Origin of the sequence: Sutcliffiella horikoshii (genome assembly GCF_021991925.1) — a bacterium.
Taxonomy (GTDB): Bacteria; Bacillota; Bacilli; order Bacillales; family Bacillaceae_I; genus Sutcliffiella_A; species Sutcliffiella_A horikoshii_F.
Genome location: NZ_RXZI01000002.1, coordinates 318,054 through 338,490, shown reverse-complemented (window position 1 = coordinate 338,490; position 20,437 = coordinate 318,054). Strand labels below are relative to the sequence as shown.

At 36.7% G+C, this 20,437-nt stretch carries 21 protein-coding genes and 1 pseudogene; 1 reads left to right on the top strand and 21 read right to left on the bottom strand.

From position 1 onward, the window contains the following. Positions 1 to 59 precede the first annotated feature (59 nt). The 15 genes and pseudogenes from EKQ44_RS07020 to EKQ44_RS06950 all read right to left on the bottom strand — a co-directional run bounded on the left by EKQ44_RS07020 (position 60) and on the right by EKQ44_RS06950 (position 15,952). Entirely contained in the window at positions 60 to 1,313 is a 1,254-nt protein-coding gene (locus EKQ44_RS07020; RefSeq protein WP_237662843.1) for an MATE family efflux transporter, read from the bottom strand. Between the two features lie 37 nt (positions 1,314 to 1,350). After that, positions 1,351 to 2,313, bottom strand: coding sequence for an O-antigen polymerase (locus tag EKQ44_RS07015; protein ID WP_237662842.1), 963 nt, complete (start codon positions 2,311 to 2,313; stop codon positions 1,351 to 1,353). Positions 2,314 to 2,673: 360 nt separating this feature from the next. Further along, the gene (locus EKQ44_RS07010) at positions 2,674 to 3,876 is read right to left on the bottom strand and encodes a glycosyltransferase family 4 protein (RefSeq protein WP_237662841.1); all 1,203 of its coding nucleotides are present in this window, start codon (positions 3,874 to 3,876) and stop codon (positions 2,674 to 2,676) included. After that, positions 3,873 to 5,000 carry a non-hydrolyzing UDP-N-acetylglucosamine 2-epimerase gene (gene wecB, locus EKQ44_RS07005; RefSeq protein WP_237662840.1) on the bottom strand — a complete coding sequence of 376 codons (1,128 nt, stop codon included), beginning with the start codon at positions 4,998 to 5,000 and terminating at the stop codon, positions 3,873 to 3,875. The genes EKQ44_RS07010 and wecB overlap by 4 nt, the downstream gene beginning before the upstream one ends. A 3-nt stretch (positions 5,001 to 5,003) precedes the next feature. Further along, positions 5,004 to 6,113, bottom strand: a complete 1,110-nt coding sequence (locus tag EKQ44_RS07000; protein ID WP_237663314.1) for a capsular polysaccharide biosynthesis protein CapF — start codon at positions 6,111 to 6,113, stop codon at positions 5,004 to 5,006. Further along, on the bottom strand, positions 6,113 to 7,132 hold the full coding sequence (locus EKQ44_RS06995; RefSeq protein ID WP_237662839.1) for a nucleoside-diphosphate sugar epimerase/dehydratase: 1,020 nt from the start codon (positions 7,130 to 7,132) through the stop codon (positions 6,113 to 6,115). The genes EKQ44_RS07000 and EKQ44_RS06995 overlap by 1 nt, the downstream gene beginning before the upstream one ends. Further along, entirely contained in the window at positions 7,122 to 8,369 is a 1,248-nt protein-coding gene (locus EKQ44_RS06990) for a glycosyltransferase family 4 protein (RefSeq protein WP_237662838.1), read from the bottom strand. Before EKQ44_RS06990 ends, EKQ44_RS06995 begins: the two co-directional genes overlap by 11 nt. A gap of 1 nt (position 8,370) precedes the next feature. Then, positions 8,371 to 9,246: an NAD-dependent epimerase/dehydratase family protein gene (locus tag EKQ44_RS06985; protein WP_237662837.1), complete on the bottom strand. Its 876-nt coding sequence runs from the start codon at positions 9,244 to 9,246 to the stop codon at positions 8,371 to 8,373. Further along, on the bottom strand, positions 9,243 to 9,902 hold the full coding sequence (locus EKQ44_RS06980; protein ID WP_237662836.1) for a sugar transferase: 660 nt from the start codon (positions 9,900 to 9,902) through the stop codon (positions 9,243 to 9,245). The genes EKQ44_RS06985 and EKQ44_RS06980 overlap by 4 nt, the downstream gene beginning before the upstream one ends. Then, positions 9,902 to 10,726 carry a formyltransferase family protein gene (locus EKQ44_RS06975; RefSeq protein ID WP_237662835.1) on the bottom strand — a complete coding sequence of 275 codons (825 nt, stop codon included), beginning with the start codon at positions 10,724 to 10,726 and terminating at the stop codon, positions 9,902 to 9,904. The genes EKQ44_RS06980 and EKQ44_RS06975 overlap by 1 nt, the downstream gene beginning before the upstream one ends. 21 nt (positions 10,727 to 10,747) lie before the next feature. Then, positions 10,748 to 11,428: a PIG-L deacetylase family protein gene (locus tag EKQ44_RS06970; RefSeq protein WP_237662834.1), complete on the bottom strand. Its 681-nt coding sequence runs from the start codon at positions 11,426 to 11,428 to the stop codon at positions 10,748 to 10,750. A gap of 236 nt (positions 11,429 to 11,664) precedes the next feature. Continuing rightward, positions 11,665 to 12,558: pseudogene (gene galU, locus EKQ44_RS06965) on the bottom strand (UTP--glucose-1-phosphate uridylyltransferase GalU). A gap of 15 nt (positions 12,559 to 12,573) precedes the next feature. Further along, positions 12,574 to 14,409, bottom strand: coding sequence for a polysaccharide biosynthesis protein (locus EKQ44_RS06960; protein ID WP_237662833.1), 1,836 nt, complete (start codon positions 14,407 to 14,409; stop codon positions 12,574 to 12,576). 93 nt (positions 14,410 to 14,502) lie between these two features. Then, on the bottom strand, positions 14,503 to 15,213 hold the full coding sequence (locus tag EKQ44_RS06955) for a CpsD/CapB family tyrosine-protein kinase (protein ID WP_269151578.1): 711 nt from the start codon (positions 15,211 to 15,213) through the stop codon (positions 14,503 to 14,505). Beyond that, entirely contained in the window at positions 15,203 to 15,952 is a 750-nt protein-coding gene (locus EKQ44_RS06950; protein ID WP_237662832.1) for a YveK family protein, read from the bottom strand. The genes EKQ44_RS06955 and EKQ44_RS06950 overlap by 11 nt, the downstream gene beginning before the upstream one ends. Before the next feature lie 290 nt (positions 15,953 to 16,242). On the opposite strand from EKQ44_RS06950, the gene EKQ44_RS06945 reads away from it, so the two are divergent. Next, positions 16,243 to 16,707 carry a hypothetical protein gene (locus EKQ44_RS06945; protein ID WP_237662831.1) on the top strand — a complete coding sequence of 155 codons (465 nt, stop codon included), beginning with the start codon at positions 16,243 to 16,245 and terminating at the stop codon, positions 16,705 to 16,707. Positions 16,708 to 16,788: 81 nt separating this feature from the next. Here EKQ44_RS06945 and EKQ44_RS06940 read toward each other — a convergent pair whose 3' ends face one another. From EKQ44_RS06940 to EKQ44_RS06915, 6 genes are all read right to left on the bottom strand, one after another. Further along, positions 16,789 to 17,001 carry a hypothetical protein gene (locus tag EKQ44_RS06940; protein WP_237662830.1) on the bottom strand — a complete coding sequence of 71 codons (213 nt, stop codon included), beginning with the start codon at positions 16,999 to 17,001 and terminating at the stop codon, positions 16,789 to 16,791. 119 nt (positions 17,002 to 17,120) lie between these two features. Next, the gene (gene fabZ / locus EKQ44_RS06935) at positions 17,121 to 17,552 is read right to left on the bottom strand and encodes a 3-hydroxyacyl-ACP dehydratase FabZ (RefSeq protein WP_237662829.1); all 432 of its coding nucleotides are present in this window, start codon (positions 17,550 to 17,552) and stop codon (positions 17,121 to 17,123) included. A 79-nt stretch (positions 17,553 to 17,631) separates the two neighbouring features. Continuing rightward, a complete protein-coding gene (locus EKQ44_RS06930) occupies positions 17,632 to 17,934 on the bottom strand; it encodes a DNA-directed RNA polymerase subunit beta (protein ID WP_237662828.1) in 303 nt (100 codons plus the stop codon). Positions 17,935 to 17,965: 31 nt separating this feature from the next. Then, a complete protein-coding gene (locus tag EKQ44_RS06925; RefSeq protein WP_237662827.1) occupies positions 17,966 to 18,802 on the bottom strand; it encodes a flagellar hook-basal body protein in 837 nt (278 codons plus the stop codon). A 29-nt stretch (positions 18,803 to 18,831) separates the two neighbouring features. Next, positions 18,832 to 19,653: a flagellar hook-basal body protein gene (locus EKQ44_RS06920; RefSeq protein ID WP_237662826.1), complete on the bottom strand. Its 822-nt coding sequence runs from the start codon at positions 19,651 to 19,653 to the stop codon at positions 18,832 to 18,834. Positions 19,654 to 20,169: 516 nt separating this feature from the next. Next, positions 20,170 to 20,424: a hypothetical protein gene (locus EKQ44_RS06915; RefSeq protein WP_237662825.1), complete on the bottom strand. Its 255-nt coding sequence runs from the start codon at positions 20,422 to 20,424 to the stop codon at positions 20,170 to 20,172. Between the last annotated feature and the right edge of the window lie 13 nt (positions 20,425 to 20,437).

The following is a 20,437-nucleotide window of genomic DNA, read 5'->3' as shown; positions in this document are numbered from 1 at the left end:
TAAACTTTTTTTCATTTCCGCTTTGCTTGCATATTAGTAATAATATAGAGAGTGCTTCTTTAACTAGTTGAATTTAATCTTGCATTACGATTAATCAAGCTTATTTTAGTATTAAATATGATGAAGTACCTTATTGAATAAATCATAAACATTACACGTAATGAATTAACAAAAATGACAGCATAACAAAAACCCATTAACCCAAAATTCAATAAACATAGTGTACAGATTATCCCATACAGTATAAAATATATAATTTGAAGAATAAGGTTCCACTTTTCATGGCAATAACTCAATAGAATTGGCTGTATCAAATTTCCTAAGATGAAAATAACCGCTCCTAAATTTGCTACAATAAAATACTGAGAAACAAAAGGAGCAATTGATGGATAGAGCATTTCAATGAAAAACTCCCCAAAAGTAATGATAACTATCATTATTAATATAGTACCAATCATATAGAAAGTAATTCGTTTATAAAAGATATTTAAAGTAAGATTTATTTCTCTAGCGTAGTAACTTAATAGAACTCCAGCAATAGGACCAATCACAATGCCCGCTGTTTTCCCTAAAAAAGATGCAACTGTAAAAATTGATACAGATTGAGGGTCTAAAAAAGGGTATATAATTAATCTATCTATATACATCATAATCGCCGATATCATACCTGCAAGGAATAAGTAAAAATAGTTATTAAGGCTATTATTAAATAATGGTGAAATACTAAATTTATCTTTTATTATGGATACACTAAATAAAAGATAAATAAAGGCAAACAACTCTGAAAATAGAAAAATTGCAATCCAAATTCCAGTCATTTTAGCGATAGCTATCCCTAACAGACAACCAATTACCGCATAAAGGCTTACTAATAGATTTTTTTTGTAATTTAGATTTATTCTAAAATCCACTATATAATAAGCTCTAAATAATAATAAAACAGATGTTAAAACAATTCCAATAACTGTTAGATTTATTTCTCTATAAAAGAATACTGCAATCACGGAAGAAATTAATGTAACTATAATTACAAGGAAAACAAAAATAATATTATAGTCGCCATTTAGATTTTTGCTATCATTTTTCTTTTGCATAAGGAGACGAGAATTATTTAATGAGTTCCCCATAGAAACTCCAATTATATTAACAAGCCCCATTATTAATAAAACTAGCCCGTATTGTTCTATTGTAGTTATAGAGCTAATATACGGAAATGCAATTAATTGAGTTGTAAAGGTTAAAAGAATTGACGCAAGAATATTTAGTGCAAAATCATTGATTATATTGCGATTAAACTTGACCGTTTTAAACATCTTAATCTTCCTAACCACGAAACATAGTTTTAAAACCTTATTTACATGTTAACCAATTATTTTGGCCCCTTACTGTCCAATTTAGCAGCACAAATAACATTATCATTAATCCTAATCCACCAGTTAAAAGAGTTGTTTGTAATCCTGTATCATTTAAAACAAATAATATATAACTTAATGAACCAATAACGAAAAATGGAGGGATATTAAATGTAAATGAATCTATCAATATTAATATCAATGCAAATATGCTAGCAATAATAAGCATGCCTAGTATACCTCCATTATAATAAGCATCTGCAAACAAACCAGTATTTGAGTGGGAATCGTTATCAAGAAAGTAATTACTAATTAAAACTGGAATAGGTATCTGATAATCGTTTTCCAACAAAAAGATTTTGCCAATAAAACCCTCCGCAAAAACCATTTTATCTTTAGAGCTGAAAAACTCATAATACTGGTATTGTATTTGTGCAGGTATAAAAAGCATTCTATAGGGTATGGCTCTGTGTAATATATCAGTTAAATTAACATAAACTAATAACAATGAAAAAACATTTATTACTGTAAGAAAGATACCCATGCCTTTTAAATAAATATTTTTTTTCATAAATATTGCAGATAGTATTACTATTCCTATTGAAAACAAAAATGCTTTATTTCCAAAACTCAAGTAAAGTAGTAACTGCAAAGATGAAACCAATAATATCATCTTTATATTTTTCTTATATAAATAATACATAAAGAAAAATGGAAATAGTACTTTAGCACACCAATTAACCATATATCCTAAAAAGCCTGAAATATTATTTTCAGCACGAAGATCATAAATTGTATCAAAATTAAAAGCTCGAAAATCTATTCCACCTCTTTGAATTATCAAAAATACACTTAAAATAATATAGAATATAAAAAGAAATTTTAAAGATATTCCAAATATATTGCTTTCAATAGTAATATATTTAAGTTTTATCTTAAGTATAAGAGCAATAATTGACATACAAGTAAACACATAAAACAAGTAGGTAAAATCTTTGTTGTTTAGCCAAAAATAGGAGATTAGTGGAATAAAAGTAAAGAACTCTATAGTAATATATATATATGTGGAGGGTCTACTCTTATCTTTTGGCGAGATAATAGAAAGTAGAATAATTAAAATTATTGAAATTATCATTTTATAATTATTAATATTTAATGTTAGACCCATGTAACTATAAATTTTAGAAATATTAAATATATACACCAAGACTAAGCTCAACTTAAACAAAAATAAATAAAATATTTTTTCTATAATCTTAATACTCTCATTATTAGTTCTCAATATAAAACCCCACAAACTAGATAATAATATTTGTAAAAATTAATCTTTCTTTCTTGAATGAAATCTTTTATATTCAGCTTGTATCAAACTGTTATACTCTTTAGTAATTTTTATATAGTCATAATTATTTTTAATAAATTCGACTGAGTTTTCTTTATAAGTTGAATATATATTCTTGTTTAGATTAGCTAAGTTGGTTATCTTCTCCCTTAAATCTTTTACTGAATTTTCTTTATATAATTCTCCATTTTTATAAGAAAGCCTGTCCATATTAATTTTATTTTGTTCTGCTATAACTGGTAAACCGCAAGCTTGAGCATCATAAAAACTTAAACTACATTGCTTAGGAAACACACAGACATCTGCCATTTGATAGAACCTTGGTAAGTCCACGTACTTTTGTGTTTGATATCTTATTATTTTATTTGGAGACCTTTGTAAAAAGGACTTAAATAAATAATCCTCATATTCTTTTAATCCATTCCCTACTAGGACTAAAGTGATATCTCGCTTACTATTAAATTTATCTTTAAATGCCTCTGCTAGTATATTTATTCCTTTATCTTCATTTAATTTCCCCGTATATAATACAACGAAATCATCTTCTTTTAAATTATGTTTTTCTCTAAAAAAATTACGCTCATTTAAATTTGGGTGAAATAAAGTTGTGTCCGATCCAAAAGATATAAACGGAGTTAATTTTTTCGGTATCCCTAGCTCTTTATTTACATAGTCATCGTCTTGAGTTCTTATAATAATTAGGTTATTCTTTTTAATAGTAGGAGTTAATATAGTCCTATAGGCTAACCTAAATAGTTTTTTAAATTTATTTTTAGAAGCTATGTCAAGCATATGTGAATCAAAGATAACAGGATAATTTAGTTTCTTTGATATGAGAGTGTAATGCATCCCTACTAATGTATCATTAAAATGACAAAACAAAATATCAGGCTGAAGCTGATCAATTATATCTTTATAACCACTTTCGAAAATAGCCCTTCCCGAGATAAATCTTTTAACTCCAATTCTTACAATTTTTACACCGGTAGCTTCTTCATAGACTTTATCTTTCTGATCCATATTGGTATTATCTGCAAAATCAATAAACCTTGGGTGCGGTACATCCGCACTACCAGTTATTATAAAAACTTCATATCCTAATTTCGCTTGAATTTTGGGAAGGATGTTTATTTGGTCTCCAAACTCGGGATGAAACATTTGATCAAAGTGTACTATTCTCATATTTTCCTCCATACAACTTGATTTACATAATCTGTATATGATAATATTATTCGAAGTACTTTCTCTGATACATTTGGCATACTATAATCCCTAACAAGTCTTAGAGTTCCTTTTTCTTGCGTTTCTAAAACCTCTAATCCTTGCAAGATTCTCTCTTTAGTAAGACCGACCATAATGACCGACGCCTCTTCCATCGCCTCTGGTCTCTCATGAGCTTGCCTAATATTAAGTGCATTAAATCCGAGAATTGAAGACTCTTCACTAATAGTTCCACTATCACTAAGAACAGCTTTAGCTTTTATTTGTAGCTTAACGTAATCATTAAAACCTAAAGGCTTTAATGTTTTTACTAACGGATTAAATTCAACCTCTTTAACTTCAATCATTTTTCGTGTTCTAGGGTGTGTACTTACAATTACTGGAATGCTGTACTTTTCTGCAATTCCATTTAAACTATCAACTAAATTAAGGAAATTAGTTTCAGAGTTAATATTTTCTTCTCTGTGAGCAGATACGACAAAATAATTTCCCTCTTTTAATTCCAACCTTTCTAACACATCCGATTTCCCAATATCATCTTCTCGAGAAATAAGAACTTCAAACATTGGACTTCCTGTTTTAATAATTCTATCTGCTGGAAAACCTTCTTTAAGAAGGTACTCTCTAGCAATATCGCTATAAGTTAAATTTATATCAGCTGTATGATCTACTATTTTTCTATTCGTTTCTTCTGGAACCCTTTGGTCAAAGCATCTATTCCCTGCTTCCATGTGGAAGATTGGGATATGTCTTCTCTTTGCTGCGATTGCACATAAACAGCTATTGGTATCACCAAGCACCAAGAAGGCATCCGGTTTTACTTTTTCCATAATAGGATCTATCTTAACAAGAATGTTGCCAATTGTTTCAACTGCTGTTCCAGTCGCTGCATTAAGAAAATAATCTGGCTTCCTTAAAGCAAGATCATTAAAAAACACTTCATTTAATTCATAATCATAGTTTTGACCAGTATGAACGAGAGTATGATCGATTGCATTTGACTCTTCTAATTTATTTATAACTGCCGATAATCTGATTATCTCCGGTCTAGTCCCAACAACAGTCATAACTTTTAATTTTTTCATTAGTTATACCTCCAAGTAGTATGTGTCTGGCCTATCAGGATTGAAGTACTCATTTGCCCACATAATAGTCACCATATCGGTATCACCGAGATTTTCAATATTATGTGTATAGCCAGTAGGTATATCAACAACTTCCAATTTCTCTCCACTAACAAAATATTCAATGATTTCATTTGTATAAATTTTTCTAAAACGGATAACTCCTTTTCCACTTACAACAAGGAACTTTTCGTTCTTTGTGTGGTGCCAGTGGTTACCTTTTGTTATACCGGGTTTAGAAATATTTACGGAGACTTGCCCTCTATCAGGAGTCTTAATAAACTCTGTGAATGATCCTCTATGATCTACGTTCATCTTAAGGTCATAACTAAACTGATTTCTCGGCAAATAGCTCAAGTAAGTACTATATAATTTTTTAGTAAAAGCTTTAGACATATCTGGAATAGTACGTTTTTCACGACTTTCCTTAAATGAATATATCATTTCAACAATTTCACCTAGAGTAGTAACATGAACAACTGGAACTTCACAAAAATCCCCACTGGTGTTTTCTTTACCATATAATGCATTGATAAATTCACTTATTAGGTCATCTATATAGACTAAGTTCATCTCCACACTCGGGTCGTTCACATTAATAGATAAGTCGTGTGCTACATTATGACAAAATGTTGCTACTGCACTGTTGTAATTTGGCCTACACCATTTCCCAAAAACATTTGGTAAACGATAGACAAGTACTTTTGCACCAGTTTCTTTACTATATTCAAAAAGCAAGCCTTCACCTGCTTTTTTACTTATCCCATATGGGTTATTAAGTTCAGCTTGAATGGAAGAAGAAATCAATATTGAACAAGTATTTTGGTGCTTTTTCAGCGTTTCAAGAAGTGTTAAAGTAAATCCATAGTTACCATCCATAAATTCTGACTGATCCTTAGGCCGATTAACACCAGCAAGGTGAAACACAAAATCAGCTTCTTTACAATATTTATCTAGTGTAGATTTTTCCGTTTCTCTATTAACCTCTAAAATTTCAGAAAAATCTCTATTTTTAAGTTCCGCTATAAGATTTTTACCAACAAAGCCTTGGGCACCAGTAACAAGTATCTTCATTACTGATTCCAACCTTTCAACTCTTCACAAACGTAATCAAGCATTAATAGTTTATCTTTGATTTGTTCAATATTTAATCTCTCAGTGTTATGAGAGTTGTATTCTTCTTCAGTTGATAATTTTTGGTCACCTTCTACAAAATATTTATCATAGTTGAGATCTCTCGTATCTGCAGGTACTCGGTAAAACCCCCCCATATCTTTTGATACTACATGCTCCTCTCTGGTAAGGAGAGTTTCATAGAGCTTTTCACCATGACGAGTTCCAATTATTTTGATTTCATTATCTGCATTGAATAGTTCCTTTAGTGCTTGTGCCAAATCAGCAATTGTTGATGCGGGTGATTTTTGAACCATAATGTCCCCTGCTTCAGCATTTTCGAAAGCAAATGCCACAAGTTCAACGGCATCCTCAAGACTCATTAGAAACCTTGTCATGTTTGGATCTGTTACCGTTAATGGTTGTCCACTTTTTATTTGTTCGATAAATAGAGGAATTACAGAGCCTCTTGAAGCCATTACATTTCCATAACGTGTACCACAGATTAACGTCCTATCAGAATCTACTGTCTTTGCCTTTGCTACAAACACCTTTTCCATCATTGCCTTGGAGATTCCCATTGCATTAATTGGATATGCTGCTTTATCTGTAGATAAACAAATGACTTTTTCTACACCACATTCAATAGCAGCAGTTAATACATTTTCCGTGCCTAAAACATTTGTTTTCACGGCTTCTAGAGGGAAAAATTCACAAGAGGGGACTTGCTTCAGAGCTGCTGCATGAAAAATGTAATCAACGCCATACATAGCATTTTTTACACTAGCAAGATCCCTTACATCACCTAAATAGAATTTAAGTTTGTCATTCTTATATTGTTTTCGCATATCATCCTGTTTCTTCTCATCACGTGAAAAAATACGGATTTCTTTTATATCAGAATTCAAAAATCTCTTCATAACAGCGTTCCCAAATGAACCCGTACCACCCGTTATCAGTAAAGTCTTATCATTTAACATATTTATCCTCCAATATTTTCCGCAACATATTCACATACTGTTGAGTACAATGTTCTTTAGTATACTTTCTAAGGAAAACATTCCTGCAATTCTCGCCCATATTTCTGCATTTTTCTTTATCATTACGAAGTTCTTTTATTGAATTTACCAATTTTGAGGTTTCTCCAACTTCCATGGCATAGCCAGCATTATTTTCTGTTAAGTCCTTCGCTATATCAGAATCCTCGCCCATAATGGCGATAACAGGTTTGCTTGCCATCATATAACTATAGGTCTTACTAGGAACAGCTAAGCACGTTAACCCTTTAGCTAAACTTACTACGAAACAGTCACTAATATTAAGTGCATCCTGAAAGTCTTGACCATGTAAAAAATCAAAAATACTTACATTATTTAATTTTTCTTTTTGTACTATCTCCTTTAAGATATCCATCTTATTTCCATGTCCAGCAAATAAAAATTGAACTTTTCTATCATCTTTGAACTGGCGAATTGCATCGACTAGCGTATCTAGATCCTGGCAAATTCCCATATTCCCAAAATAGGAAACTATAAGATTGCCATCGTTTTTTATCGATTGAAATAATTTATTTTTTGATGCATCTTTTGCATCAGATATTCCTTTATCCTCATACCAATTAGGGATTACTTCAACCTGTTCTTTAGATAATATTGATCTATGGTTAAGTAGATATGCTTTCATCTCATTCGATAAAGCTACTACTTTATTTACATGTTTGAAAACACTCTTGTTAACTAATTTCATCATTTTGCTTATAATGCTACCTTCTGAAATACTATTTGTTATATGAGCCATCTCCGGATAAACATCATAGCTTACGAAAACAATTTTAGTATCAAAAAGCTTTGAAGCTAGAGCTGCAACTAACGGTAATACTGGTGGGTTAGAATAAACAATTACCGCCCTATACTTTCTTAACTCATTAATACGCAAAGCAACAGAAAAAGTGAAAGAAAAATAGTTAATTAGCCTTCCAATAATGTTACTTCGTTTAAGTTGAATATATTTTAACCTTCTTATTTCTATCCCCTTATAAGTTTCTTTCAACGGTACTTCATCATTTAAATTATATTCTTTTGGATAACCTGATAACGCTCCGACTGAAAACCCAGCTTTCTTAAGAGCCTCTGCAGTATCAAAAGGTAGTGTAGCAGACGAAACATATTCAGGGTAAAAATACTGACATAAAAATAAAACATCTTTCTTTTTACTCATTTCATCGCTCCCTACCTTCAGTTCTTATAATAGTGTCCTTAAAAGATATAGTCTCGTAATCTATACTCTGACTGTTCATCAAAGTCCCTGGACTTCCAGCCATTTCTTTATCATAAACAAAAGAGCCAAAGACCTTTCTAAATGTCTCTGACTGTTTAAGGCCTATTGAAACAGCCCAATTTAAAATGCTTGTTACATTTAATGTTTTTCCATGAGCTTCTGCAATAGTCTTTACTAACTCGGTTGTATTTACATAATTCTTATTTTGTGGAAAATACAACCCACTTGCTTCGTGAACGATTAATAATCTTATGAATTCTGATAAATTTTCAATATATATCATGCTACGCTCATTATTTATATTAGGAAAGAATGGTGCTTTTAAAGCCAGGGTAGCAAGTCTGCCATAGTTCCCAGGACAATTTCTACCATATACGATTGGTGGTCTTAAGATTGCAATGTGAAAGTTATGATCACCTAGTTTTTCAAGGAGTTGCTCAGCTTCAAATTTTGACTTTGCGTAAGGTGTCTTTGGTACAGGAATCGTATTAATTGTTATGTGTCCTGTCTCCGTACCATAAACCCCCATCGTACTTAAAAATATAAATTGTTTTACTCCTTCTTTTTTCGCTTTTTTAGCCAACTCTATAGTGAGATCCCGATTCACTTTATAATACTGATCCGTTTCATTTTTTTTAATATGAACAATTGCAGCGGTGTGAAATACTACATCATAACCTTTAAATGATTGTTCTTTCCACTGTTCGTCTCGCAAACTAATTGATTCTACTAAATATTTTTCAGGATATTGTGATACCCATTTAGTAAAAGACGTACCTATATAACTATTAACACCAGTTACAAGTACTTTTTTCATTTTGAAACAGTCTCCTCTTTAGTAGCAGCTACCTCTTTAGCCCCTTGATTAATGTCAACTAAGCACTTGTTAACGTATCTATCTTCACCTAATAAAACGACGCCAAAAGTTCTTAAAATTATCTTTAAATCTAGCCATATTGTAAAATTCTCTACATAATAAACATCAAACTTATATCTATCTTCTAAGGAAAGATAAATATTGCCGCTCACTTGTGCTAACCCTGTCATTCCTGGACTCATGTTAAGCCTTTTTGAAATTTCATCATCGTAATCTGCAAGGGATGCAATTCGTTCAGGTCTCGGCCCAACTAAACTCATTTCACCCTTTAATACATTTAGTACTTGAGGAATTTCATCTATCTTCGTTCTTCTAAGCAGTTTTCCAATTCCAGTGACCCGGTCATCGTCTTTCATTACCTCTTGACCCTTAACCATATTGTCCGATCCCGTTTTCATCGTACGAAATTTATAAACTTTAAAGATTTGTTTGTTTAATCCAGGTCGTTCTTGTAAGAAAAATACAGGTCCTTTTGAAGTGGCCTTAATTAATACAGATACTATAATCCACAGTGGTAAAAATACTAATAGAACTATTAATGAAACCACAATATCTAATAGACGCTTTATAATCCTTTGAAACATTTTCCCTTCCATTACAATCCCTCAACTTCATAATCAATAGGATTTAAATACCCATCACTAAGTTTTATTCCACCATCGTTTTTATCTGTTTTTGCTGACCATATTCTAATTGTATTAGATCCGTCTTTATAGAAAGCTCCTGGATACGGATGTGTAACAGCTCTGACCAACTTACCAGCTTCATCCATAGTCATGCTGCTTAGAATCTCACCATCTTCTGGCTTTCTTCCTGGCCATTCAGTAGCATCTGCGTTATTTTGCTTCGTAAGTGTAATATTATTTTTTACGATATCATCCCAATACTTTGCAATTAGGGTAATGTGCATATCGTCCACTTTTTGATAAAGCTCAGTTGCTGTAGTGTTCAGAGCTAGTTTAATAACCCCTTGTCCGATAATATCACCGGTATCGACACCTTCATCCAACTTAAACATAGTAACACCAGTTTCATCTAAACCTTTGATAATTGCCCAAGGTATTGCTGCTCTTCCTCGACCGACTGGCAATAAAGTTGGGTGCATACCTATACAACCATACGTAGGTGTTTCGAGTACATCTTTCCTAGCAATTTGTGACCAACCAATAATAAACAACCAATCAATCTGGTGTTCTTTTAAAGCACTAAGAACCTCTTGATCATTGATATTATCTATTTTCAAGAGGGGCGCATTATGTTCAGTTGCAATTTCATCTAAATAAATTCTTCCCGACTTATTCTTCGCTTTTTTGTCCTTAAGCGTGATAAGTAAATCTAATTTACCACCAATGCGATATATTTCTTCAATACAACTCAGACCTAATTGTACACAAGTAGCAAAAGCTATTTTTTTCTTCAACTTATCTCATCCTCTCTTTATCTAGAATCCACGTCGAAATACACTTTCAAAGGCCTCAGCATAAACCATTCCAGCTTGCCCACCACGGTAGGCTGCTAACCCTTTGATTGCCTCATTACTTCGAGGATGAGGATAATCTCTCATTACACCACGATATTGCGCTAGAGCCTCTATCTTTTTATCCACACTCTCTTCACCAACCTCAATAAAAGTGTTTGGTGAAAACTGATTCATCGTTTTGTTTAGTCCCCATTCCGTAGATGATGGAACTTCCATGAAGAGTAATTCCTTTAAAGGTTTAACATCACTTCGGCGTTGGAACAACCTTGCTGCCGCCTGACATGCTAGCGATGTATGTAAGTGATCATTATTTAAATCTGCAGGATGATGTGTAAAGATAACATCGGCATTCGTTTCTATAATGGCTTTTTCAATAAATTGTACAAGTTTTATATGCGGTACCATATTAAACTCTATATTTGGGAAATCTCCATAAATTACTTTATCTACACCGATAATCTCCATAGAACTATCTACATCTGCATGCAACTCTTCTGTGCTAGGACGATGGTTTCTCGCATTCACATCACCAGAAAGAATACAAACATTTACAGAGTGTCCTTCCTGTGCAAGCTTGTACATGGTAGCCCCTGCACCTAACACTTCATCATCTGGATGTGCAATTACAACTAAATATGACATTTGATTTACCTCACTTCTATTTCTTTTAGTAGCTTAGTACTTATTCGGAATATATAATCCAACGAACTACTAAACTTCCAAAACATAAAAAAACAGGGCATTTAACCCCACCTCACACCACACCACTGATAACTTCTCGTATCTAAGGTGGAGATCCTTCCCCACCCACAGTGCAACCGAGTGCCTCCATTGATAAAGGTAAGGAGACATCACCTTGTTTTTGTTAGTTTTTTTATTTAAACACCCGTCTTCGCTTTTTCTACTAATTGTTCCATATAATCTACGATTGAATCTCGTAAATCTTCTCTCTCTAATGCAAAGTCCAACTGGGCTTTAATAAATCCAAACTTATCTCCAACATCATGGCGTACTCCACTGAATTCATAAGCAACGACCATTTGTTTTTCGTTTAACTCTTTAATTGCATCTGTAAGCTGGATTTCTCCACCAGCACCAGGTGCTTGTGTTTCTAAAATGTCAAAAATCTCAGGGCGCAGTATGTATCTTCCCATAATCGCATGGTTAGATGGCGCTTCTTCCATTTTCGGTTTTTCTACTAAACTATCAATATGGAAACAATGCTCATCAATTTCTCCATTCTTCTTGGAGATGACACCATACTTCGATACATCTTCATTTGACACTTGCTATACGCCTAAGACCGAAGAATTAAAACGCTCATATACCTCAATTAATTGCTTCGTACATGGTTTGTCGGGAGAATAGACAATATCGTCCCCAAGCAACACCGCAAATGGCTCATCCCCAATAAAGCGCTTCGCACACCCGATCGCATGCCCAAGGCCGAGAGGCTCTTTCTGACGAATATAATGGATATTCGCCAGCTTAGAGATTTCTTGAATTTCCTCTAGCTGATTATATTTTCCCTTTTTCTCTAAAGTCTCTTCCAACTCATAGGACTTATCAAAATGATCTTCAATCGCGCGCTTTCCACGACCGCTGACGATGATGATATCTTCAATCCCAGAAGCAACAGCCTCTTCAATAATAAATTGTATCGTCGGCTTATCCACAATCGGTAACATCTCTTTAGGCTGCGCTTTCGTTGCCGGAAGGAAGCGAGTTCCCAACCCTGCCGCAGGAATAATCGCTTTTCTCACCTTTTGCATATCGTCATCCTCCTCTTACACCGATACTTTGCTTCTATATAAATGCTCTAACTCTTCTTCTTTGTTATTCGCAACAGACAGAAGATATCTCCTTAATTCCGGTTCACTCATCGTTTCAAAATTCCTCAAGAAGTAAGCCAATATTTCTTCATCCTTCAACGGCGCTTTCCCAATATGAATCTTCGGAAAAACATCCGCCTTATGAATCTCATTTTCATTCAATAATTCTTCATACATCTTCTCTCCAGGTCGAATCCCGGAATACTTGATCCCGATTTCATCAATAGAATAACCCGAAAGGGTTATGAGGTTCTTCGCCAAGTCGACAATCTTAACCGGCTCGCCCATATCCAACACGAACACCTCTCCACCACGCGCCAAAGTACCAGCCTGGATTACCAGTCTAGATGCTTCTGGTATGGTCATGAAATATCGTGTCATATCCGGATGCGTCACCGTAACCGGACCACCAGCCTGAATTTGCTTTTTAAACAGAGGAATAACACTCCCCCTACTCCCAAGCACATTACCAAACCGCACCGCAACAAACTTTGTCTTACTTTCCTGCGCCAGCTGCTGAACTACCATTTCCGCAAACCGTTTCGTAGATCCCATAATGTTAGTAGGATTAACAGCCTTATCCGAAGAAACAAGCACAAATGTATTAATACCGAAGGTATCCGCCGCTTCCGCCACATTTTTCGATCCAAATATGTTGTTCTTCACCGCTTCCTCCGGATTACGCTCCATCAACGGTACATGCTTATGCGCCGCTGCATGATAAACAACATCTGGCTTGTACTTTTCCATGATGGAGAAAATCTTGCTTCTATCCTGTATATCCGCAATTTCTGTATAGATGTTGATGGTAGTATCATATTTTGAACGTAGCTCCAACTCAATGGAGTAAATGCTGTTCTCCCCATGACCAAGCAAAATCAGGTTTTCAGGAGTAAAGTTTGATATCTGACGACAGATTTCCGATCCGATAGACCCTCCAGCCCCTGTTACGAGAACTGTTTTTCCTGTGATGGATTCGGAGATGCTGTCCATGTCTAGCTTTACAGGATCTCTTCCAAGAAGGTCTTCTACTTCTACGTCACGGAACTCGTTAACGGAGACTTTTCCTAACATTAGGTCTTCTAACATTGGGATGATTTTTGTTTTTGCATCTGTTTTGACGCATTCTTGGTAGATCGTGTTGATTTCTTTTTTCCCTAAGGAAGGAATGGCAATGATGATGTTGTCGATTTCCTGTTGCTTGACGATGGTGACGATATCCCTTACTCCACCGAGAACTGGAATGTCGAGAATTTGAAGCTTCTGTTTTTTCGGGTCATCGTCCACGAACGCAACCGGCAGAAGTTCTGCGTCTCTGTTATGTAAAAGCTGTCTCGCGACCATTGTTCCAGCCGCTCCCGCCCCAACTACCAATGTGCGCTTTTTGTTATTGTTTTTCTTATGGTAGAAATCACGGTATACACGCCAAGAAAATCGGGATCCACCTATCAGGATCATATGCAACATCCACGTGATGATCAGTGCACGGGTGTACACATTCCCAACAACAAGCAACTGCACAAATCCAGCCACCGTCACGGAATATGTCACTGCTTTGGTAATCCCCATCAATTCCCCTATGCTCGCATATTCCCACGCCTTATGGTAAAGCTTGTATGTATAAGCGAATAAATGATGCCAGATAATTAAGGTTAAAGAGCTAAGAAGCACCGTGTTGGAACTAAGGATATTAATATCCGGGATAAGCATCCAGAAACTCAAATAGATGGATGATAGGACAATCAACGAATCAACTATGATTAAAAATGATAGCCTTTTTTTGTATGTCATATGTGGACCCTCCTTTTCTTTTGAATTAATTGTAAAGATTATAGTAATATAGTCACGCTATTTGGTTGAAAAAGAGGAGGATGAAACATCCCCTTATTTTCCACCGTAATAGTAATAGTACTGGCTATCTTTTTGTTTTTTCATGTTTAATACAACACCAAGCAGCTTTGCCTTGGCGGAGCTCAATAAATCTTTTGCTTTTACGGCACTATCCTTGTCTGTCGATCCACTTGCCACGACAAGTACGGTCCCATCGCATTGATTGGCCAATATCTGCGCATCCGTCACGGCAAGTACAGGCGGCGTGTCAAAAATCACAAGATCATAGTCGTGGTAGGCTTCGGCAAGCAACTCCTCCATCATTCTCGAGCTCAGTAACTCTGCGGGGTTTGGCGGAATCGGCCCACTTGTCAGGATATCCAGGTTGGCGATTTTTGTAGGTGCCACGGTTTCCCTCAGTGTTGACTGTTTGGTCAATACGGTCGTCAGCCCTTTGAAGTTATCCTGCTGAAACGTATAATGGGCGGTCGGTTTTCTTAAATCCGCATCCACGAACAACACATTCTTCCCTTGTTGTGCATTCACTACTGCCAGGTTGCTCGCTGTTGTAGACTTCCCTTCAGACGGACCTGTCGACGTAATCATGATGGATCTAAGATCGTTATCGACTGAAGAAAATTGAATATTGGTTCGGATGGTTCTATATTGTTCAGAGATAGGTGATTTCGGTAATTTATCAGAGATCAAGTGGCGGCTAGTCGTCCCTTTTGCGTTATTCATTAACTTATTTTTTTTAAGAGCCAACCGTCTCACCCCTTGTTCTCGTTTTCGCTTGCCTTTGTTGCCTGATCGCTTGCTGGATGTCCTTGTCCTCAATAACCGTAATGGAACCCAAAACCGGTAATTCAAGCAACTTTTCTACATCTTGCTCGTTCTTAATGGTGTTATCAAGGAACTCTAGCAGAAATGCAAGGCCCACTCCAGCCATCAACCCTATTACAAAGGCAATTGCCATATTCAGGACTGGTTGCGGTTTAATGGGAGAAGGGTTTTCCCCTATTTGTGCTGACGATAAGATGGTTACATTATCAACGTTCATCAGTGTGGTCACTTCACTTTGGAACACTTCTGCGGTGGTGTTGGCAATATTAGCTGCCATCACTGGGTCTTGATGTTCAACCGTTATTTTTAGAACTTGTGAATTACCTTCTGGACCAACTGTTATGATTGAATTCAACGTTGAAAATGTTTCTTGTCCATTAAGCTCTTCGCTCACTTTATCCAGAATTGCAGGACTTTTGATGATGACATTGTATGTACTGATAATTTCCACGTTAGAACGTATTTGGTTGACATCTACGGTGCCTTGATCATTTTTCGCCTGATTTACCAATAATTGAGTGGAAGATTGATAGATTGGCGTTAATAAGAAATAGCTCACGACTCCGCTGACTGTAGTTGCTAGGACGGTTAAGAGTACGATGAGCCATAGGCGTTTCTTTATGGTTTGAAATAGTTCTTTAAGACTAATAGTTTCTTCCATGACGACCTCCGAATGATAGTTGGTAAAGTTTTATGATTCTACATATATTTTCAATTTCTGTCATACAGAAACTATTATAGTTTAGATTGGAATACATATCTACATATTAATTGTAAATTCTCTGTAATAAAAGAGGCAATTCCTTGAAAGCGCTATTTATTTTCGAGTAATTTTTTACAATTAAATCGGTTTTTGTCGAATGAGGGCTGAAGTTTGTCGAATGGATAATAAGTTGGAACTTTCTGCATATAAATGTTATATCTAGTGGACGAACATAGGGGAGATTTTTTATGCGGAGACGAAGAGGCAATCCCGTATTGGTAATATTAATCGGTCTTACACTTACAGTCATTTTGGTCTATATATTCTCTTCCATTTTCATGGGATCAGAAAGAAAAGCAAGGAATATAGTTCATGAGTTCTATGAATACGAAAGCATCGCAGATTTCGGCCGCTCTTGGGAATTGCTACATACGGATATGCAGGCAAAGTTTGGACGCGGTGCTTATGTTCAGGATCGTGCTCATGTGTTTAATGGACACTTTGGAGCGGATACTTTTACCTTTGATATATCAGGTGCAAAGGAGAGAAAGAATTGGAGGATGGAGAAAGAGGGAGAGACTTTTAGTTCTGTTTATGAATTTGAAGTGAAGCAGGACTATCATGGGAAGTATGGTCATTTTGTTTTTGTGCAATATGTTTATGTGGTAAGGGAAGATGGGGAGTGGAGAATTTTGTGGGATTATAAGAGGTAAACTTGCATCACTACAACTCCCAAGGGGTTGTAAACCACATTAAAAGGGACAGCATACACTGTCCCCGCTTTATGAAAGAGATTACTGTTGATCTTCTTCCTCTTCCATGTTCTCGTCATCTTGTTCCATGTCTTCTTCCATGTTTTGATCTTCTTCCATTTCAGGATCTGCAGGTTCTTCCATTGGTGGGTTTTCTTCTGGCGGAGGAACATCCTGATTGTTTGCTGCACATCCTGTAATTAACATTGCCGCTAAAGCTGTACCAGATAATTTAATTAACCATTTGCTGTTCATATTAAACCTTCTCCTTTCGTATATGGAATTTCAAGACCTGTTTTACTCATTTTGCGTGGTCCCTTTTTATATTCCCCAACTTTCGAGAAAGTTTGCATGTTTTTTTGCATTTTTTTATTTTATTGCTTTTGACCTAAAGCAAACATCATTTCCAATTCGCAGACAAGTTGACCGTCTACCGTCGCCGTTCCCTTGCCCTTACCAATGCTGCCACGCACCCTAGTCATTTCGACTTCAAGGCGAAGCTGGTCCCCAGGTACTACTTGCCTTTTGAATCTGCAGTTGTCAATTCCTGTGAAGAAAGCCAGGCGTCCTTTATTTTCTTCTTTTTTCAGCATCGCTACCGCTCCGACTTGAGCAAGTGCTTCCACAATCAGGACCCCAGGCATGACCGGGAACTGTGGGAAGTGTCCATTGAAGAATTCTTCGTTGGCAGTAACGTTTTTCAGGCCGATGGCACGCTGGCCTTCTTCGATTTCGATGATTCTGTCGACCAAAAGGAATGGATATCTATGTGGAATGATTTCTTTGATTTCGTTAATATCAAGCATGTTTTTGTGACCTCCTACTAATAGTTACTTCCAATTATATAGGAAGGCATAAAAAATAGGAAGCCCTTTGTGGACTCCCTTATTCTTTGTTAACAAGGTCGAGAATATGCTGCCATGTTTCCTTGTTGAGCACATCCATTGGATCTCCCCCACCTAGAACACCGTACCCAAACATCGCCCCTGCGATAATTGCCACAGCCATTACGGCAAGGATGATGATGACACGTAACCATATAGGAATCAGACGGATTCGCCATTTAAGCTTTTTCGGCTTCTCTTGCTCTTCAGATGCCGCTAGTTCCTCTTGCTGTTTTGCTTTATTTTTTTGAGCTTTGCGCAATTCTTCCCTTGTTAAGCTCTTTTTTGGTTCTTTTTGTTCCATTGCGCAACCTCCTCTTAGGCTAAAGTTATATTTAAGATTTCAATCCGTTCACAAGCCCCATCATCTGGTCGGCGAACTGGACAGATCGTGCGTTAAATTGGTATGAGCGCTGCATGAGCGTCATTTCGGTCATCTCAGATGCCAGGTCCACATTGGATTGCTCAAGCATCCCTTGCCTTAAATTAATGTCCTGACGTGCGGCTCCTTGGATGAAACCGACCACATCTTGTGGGTTGGCAATTTCCACTGGAGGAAGAGCAAATAGGGAACCTGGTCTTGCTTCGAGCATCTGTGGACGGATGACCTGGGCCATTCCGAGCTCTCGTGCGATTGCTTGTCCATTATTTAATTCCGCTAGGATGATGCCTTCTGATTGAAGCTTGATATCCTTCACGTTTTCCGGCAAGACGATCGGTTGTTCGTTACTGTCAAGAACAGGGTGTCCCTCAGCTGTCACAAGCATCACTTCGTTGTTGTTGATTGGTGATAAATAGAATACACCATTTCTCGTGAATTGTGTACTTGTCTGTCCGTTTTCGGTCACTTGAACGGTGAAGAATTGATCCTCTTTTGCTAGTGCAAAGTCTAGCATACGATCCGTGTTTTTCAAAGCGCCTTGTGTCAGGTTTAGCTTTGTTTGGGCAAGGCCCGCACCTGAGGACATACGGATGCCCAGTGGTGTGTTCCTGACGGAGTCGTATTGGTTCAGTGTCTGGTTGTTGCTTTGTCGCACAAGTAATTCCTGGAATGTGGATTGTCTGTTTTTATATCCTATGGTATCAACATTGGCGATATTGTGGCCGATGGTGTCCAATTGTCTTTGCAGCTGATTCATCGTATTGGTTGCGTTTAGCATGATTCTGCTCATGGTTATGGGTTCCTCCTTTCTATTTTAGGTTAGTTGATCCGTCCGATTTCGTTGGCCGCTTTTTGCATGCTCATGTCGTATGCCTGGATTATCTTCTGGTTTGCCTCGAAAGCACGGAAAGCGGCAGTCATGTCTGCCATCGTCTGAGCCGTGTCGACATTGGAGCGTTCAATATGGCCTTGGAGCACTTGGAATGCTATGCCTGGATTATTGACGGCGCTTGGGAGCGCTTGGCCGTTTTGGAGTCTATACAAGCCGTTATTGTCACGTGTAAGGTCATTGGCGTTAGGTGCAAGCGCAATTCCGATACGTGTATTGATGACGCCGTTTTCAATGATGGTTCCATCCTGCTGGAGTTCGAATGTGTCGGACTGCAGTTGGATCCTTGTATTATTTTCATCAAGGACATAAAGGCCATTGTTGGTGGTCAGGTAGCCTTGCTGGTCAATGTTGAAGTTTCCGTTCCTTGTGTATCTTGGAGTGCCGTCTTGGTTCTCCACAGTGAAAAAGATGGCCGCTCCTTCAGGAAGGGTTTGGTTGAGTATGGCAAGGTCTGTTTGGTTGCCTGTTGGGCGCATATCGCCTTGGGTATGATTTGGTGCCGTTTCTTGCAGGTAGACGCCTGTATGTAGAGTCCCGATTGTTTGGTTTTGGGAGAATGAAATTGGTTTAGATATCGGGATGTTTCCCTGGTCCATTTTTTTCAGTAGTAGTTCAGGGAAAGCCCGTAAGGATGACTGGTCGGCTTTGTAGCCCGGTGTGTTGGCATTGGACAGATTGTTAGACAGCATTTCCATACGGCGCTGCTGCGAAATCATACCGGCTGTTGCTGTGTGGAATCCACGTAACATAATTGGGTTCACCTCTTGTATTTGGTAACGTACATATTTATCTACTTTCTATTATAGTATATATTTCGAATTGTCGATATATGTAATTTTGTGAATAATTCGAGAGAAAGAAATAAAGCACCCTGTTAGGCGCTTATTTGGTAGTGTTTTTGTAGTTGTTGTTTATGATAATCGAGTTTTTTAGTGAGGCTTAGTTTCATTGTTTCGTCTAAACAGTCATTTATGAGGATCTCGTGATAGTTTGCTCTGAATGTGTGCCACTTTATGATTAGCTGTTTGATCATTTTGGGACACCTCCGGATTTGAATAGTTACTTTTCACTATACCCTTCGAGGAGAATTTGTAACTTTTAAGGGGCCCACATAGGCATTTAAGATGAAAGGACTAGGTTTTTGGTGCTAAGGGTGGGGGTGGATGGGGAGTTTGAATGGTGGGTCAGACCCCCGCAAGGGGGTTTTGAGTAATGAGTGGGTTCTTTTTTGGGGGTCAGACCCTAGCCCCCCCTTTTCTTTTCGGTTAGTTGTTGGTGGTGGATTTTTGGGTTTGTTTGGTTTGGTGTTCCATTTTTTTTAGGAGTTTGGCGTTTTCGGTTTTGAGTTTGCTGTTTTCGATTTTTAGTTCTTTGATTTGGGCTTGTAGTTCTTCGGTTGTTTGGGTTGTTTCTGTTTGGGTTTCAGCTTTGGCGTCCGTTTTGTTTGCGTTGTTGGAGCATGCTGCTAGTGTTAGGGTGAGGGCGCTTATTAGTAGTAGGTTTGTTAGTTTTTTTGTCATGGTTTTGTGTTTC

What these genes read in the sequence shown, in the direction of transcription:
- EKQ44_RS07020 (WP_237662843.1), bottom strand. Translation starts at nt 1,313, where the DNA reads ATGTTTAAAACGGTCAAGTTTAATCGCAATATAATCAATGATTTTGCA.
- EKQ44_RS07015 (WP_237662842.1), bottom strand. Translation starts at nt 2,313, where the DNA reads ATGTCAATTATTGCTCTTATACTTAAGATAAAACTTAAATATATTACT.
- EKQ44_RS07010 (WP_237662841.1), bottom strand. Translation starts at nt 3,876, where the DNA reads ATGAGAATAGTACACTTTGATCAAATGTTTCATCCCGAGTTTGGAGAC.
- wecB (WP_237662840.1), bottom strand. Translation starts at nt 5,000, where the DNA reads ATGAAAAAATTAAAAGTTATGACTGTTGTTGGGACTAGACCGGAGATA.
- EKQ44_RS07000 (WP_237663314.1), bottom strand. Translation starts at nt 6,113, where the DNA reads ATGAAGATACTTGTTACTGGTGCCCAAGGCTTTGTTGGTAAAAATCTT.
- EKQ44_RS06995 (WP_237662839.1), bottom strand. Translation starts at nt 7,132, where the DNA reads ATGTTAAATGATAAGACTTTACTGATAACGGGTGGTACGGGTTCATTT.
- EKQ44_RS06990 (WP_237662838.1), bottom strand. Translation starts at nt 8,369, where the DNA reads ATGAGTAAAAAGAAAGATGTTTTATTTTTATGTCAGTATTTTTACCCT.
- EKQ44_RS06985 (WP_237662837.1), bottom strand. Translation starts at nt 9,246, where the DNA reads ATGAAAAAAGTACTTGTAACTGGTGTTAATAGTTATATAGGTACGTCT.
- EKQ44_RS06980 (WP_237662836.1), bottom strand. Translation starts at nt 9,902, where the DNA reads ATGGAAGGGAAAATGTTTCAAAGGATTATAAAGCGTCTATTAGATATT.
- EKQ44_RS06970 (WP_237662834.1), bottom strand. Translation starts at nt 11,428, where the DNA reads ATGTCATATTTAGTTGTAATTGCACATCCAGATGATGAAGTGTTAGGT.
- EKQ44_RS06960 (WP_237662833.1), bottom strand. Translation starts at nt 14,409, where the DNA reads ATGACATACAAAAAAAGGCTATCATTTTTAATCATAGTTGATTCGTTG.
- EKQ44_RS06950 (WP_237662832.1), bottom strand. Translation starts at nt 15,952, where the DNA reads ATGGAAGAAACTATTAGTCTTAAAGAACTATTTCAAACCATAAAGAAA.
- EKQ44_RS06945 (WP_237662831.1), top strand. Translation starts at nt 16,243, where the DNA reads ATGCGGAGACGAAGAGGCAATCCCGTATTGGTAATATTAATCGGTCTT.
- EKQ44_RS06940 (WP_237662830.1), bottom strand. Translation starts at nt 17,001, where the DNA reads ATGAACAGCAAATGGTTAATTAAATTATCTGGTACAGCTTTAGCGGCA.
- fabZ (WP_237662829.1), bottom strand. Translation starts at nt 17,552, where the DNA reads ATGCTTGATATTAACGAAATCAAAGAAATCATTCCACATAGATATCCA.
- EKQ44_RS06930 (WP_237662828.1), bottom strand. Translation starts at nt 17,934, where the DNA reads ATGGAACAAAAAGAACCAAAAAAGAGCTTAACAAGGGAAGAATTGCGC.
- EKQ44_RS06925 (WP_237662827.1), bottom strand. Translation starts at nt 18,802, where the DNA reads ATGAGCAGAATCATGCTAAACGCAACCAATACGATGAATCAGCTGCAA.
- EKQ44_RS06920 (WP_237662826.1), bottom strand. Translation starts at nt 19,653, where the DNA reads ATGTTACGTGGATTCCACACAGCAACAGCCGGTATGATTTCGCAGCAG.
- EKQ44_RS06915 (WP_237662825.1), bottom strand. Translation starts at nt 20,424, where the DNA reads ATGACAAAAAAACTAACAAACCTACTACTAATAAGCGCCCTCACCCTA.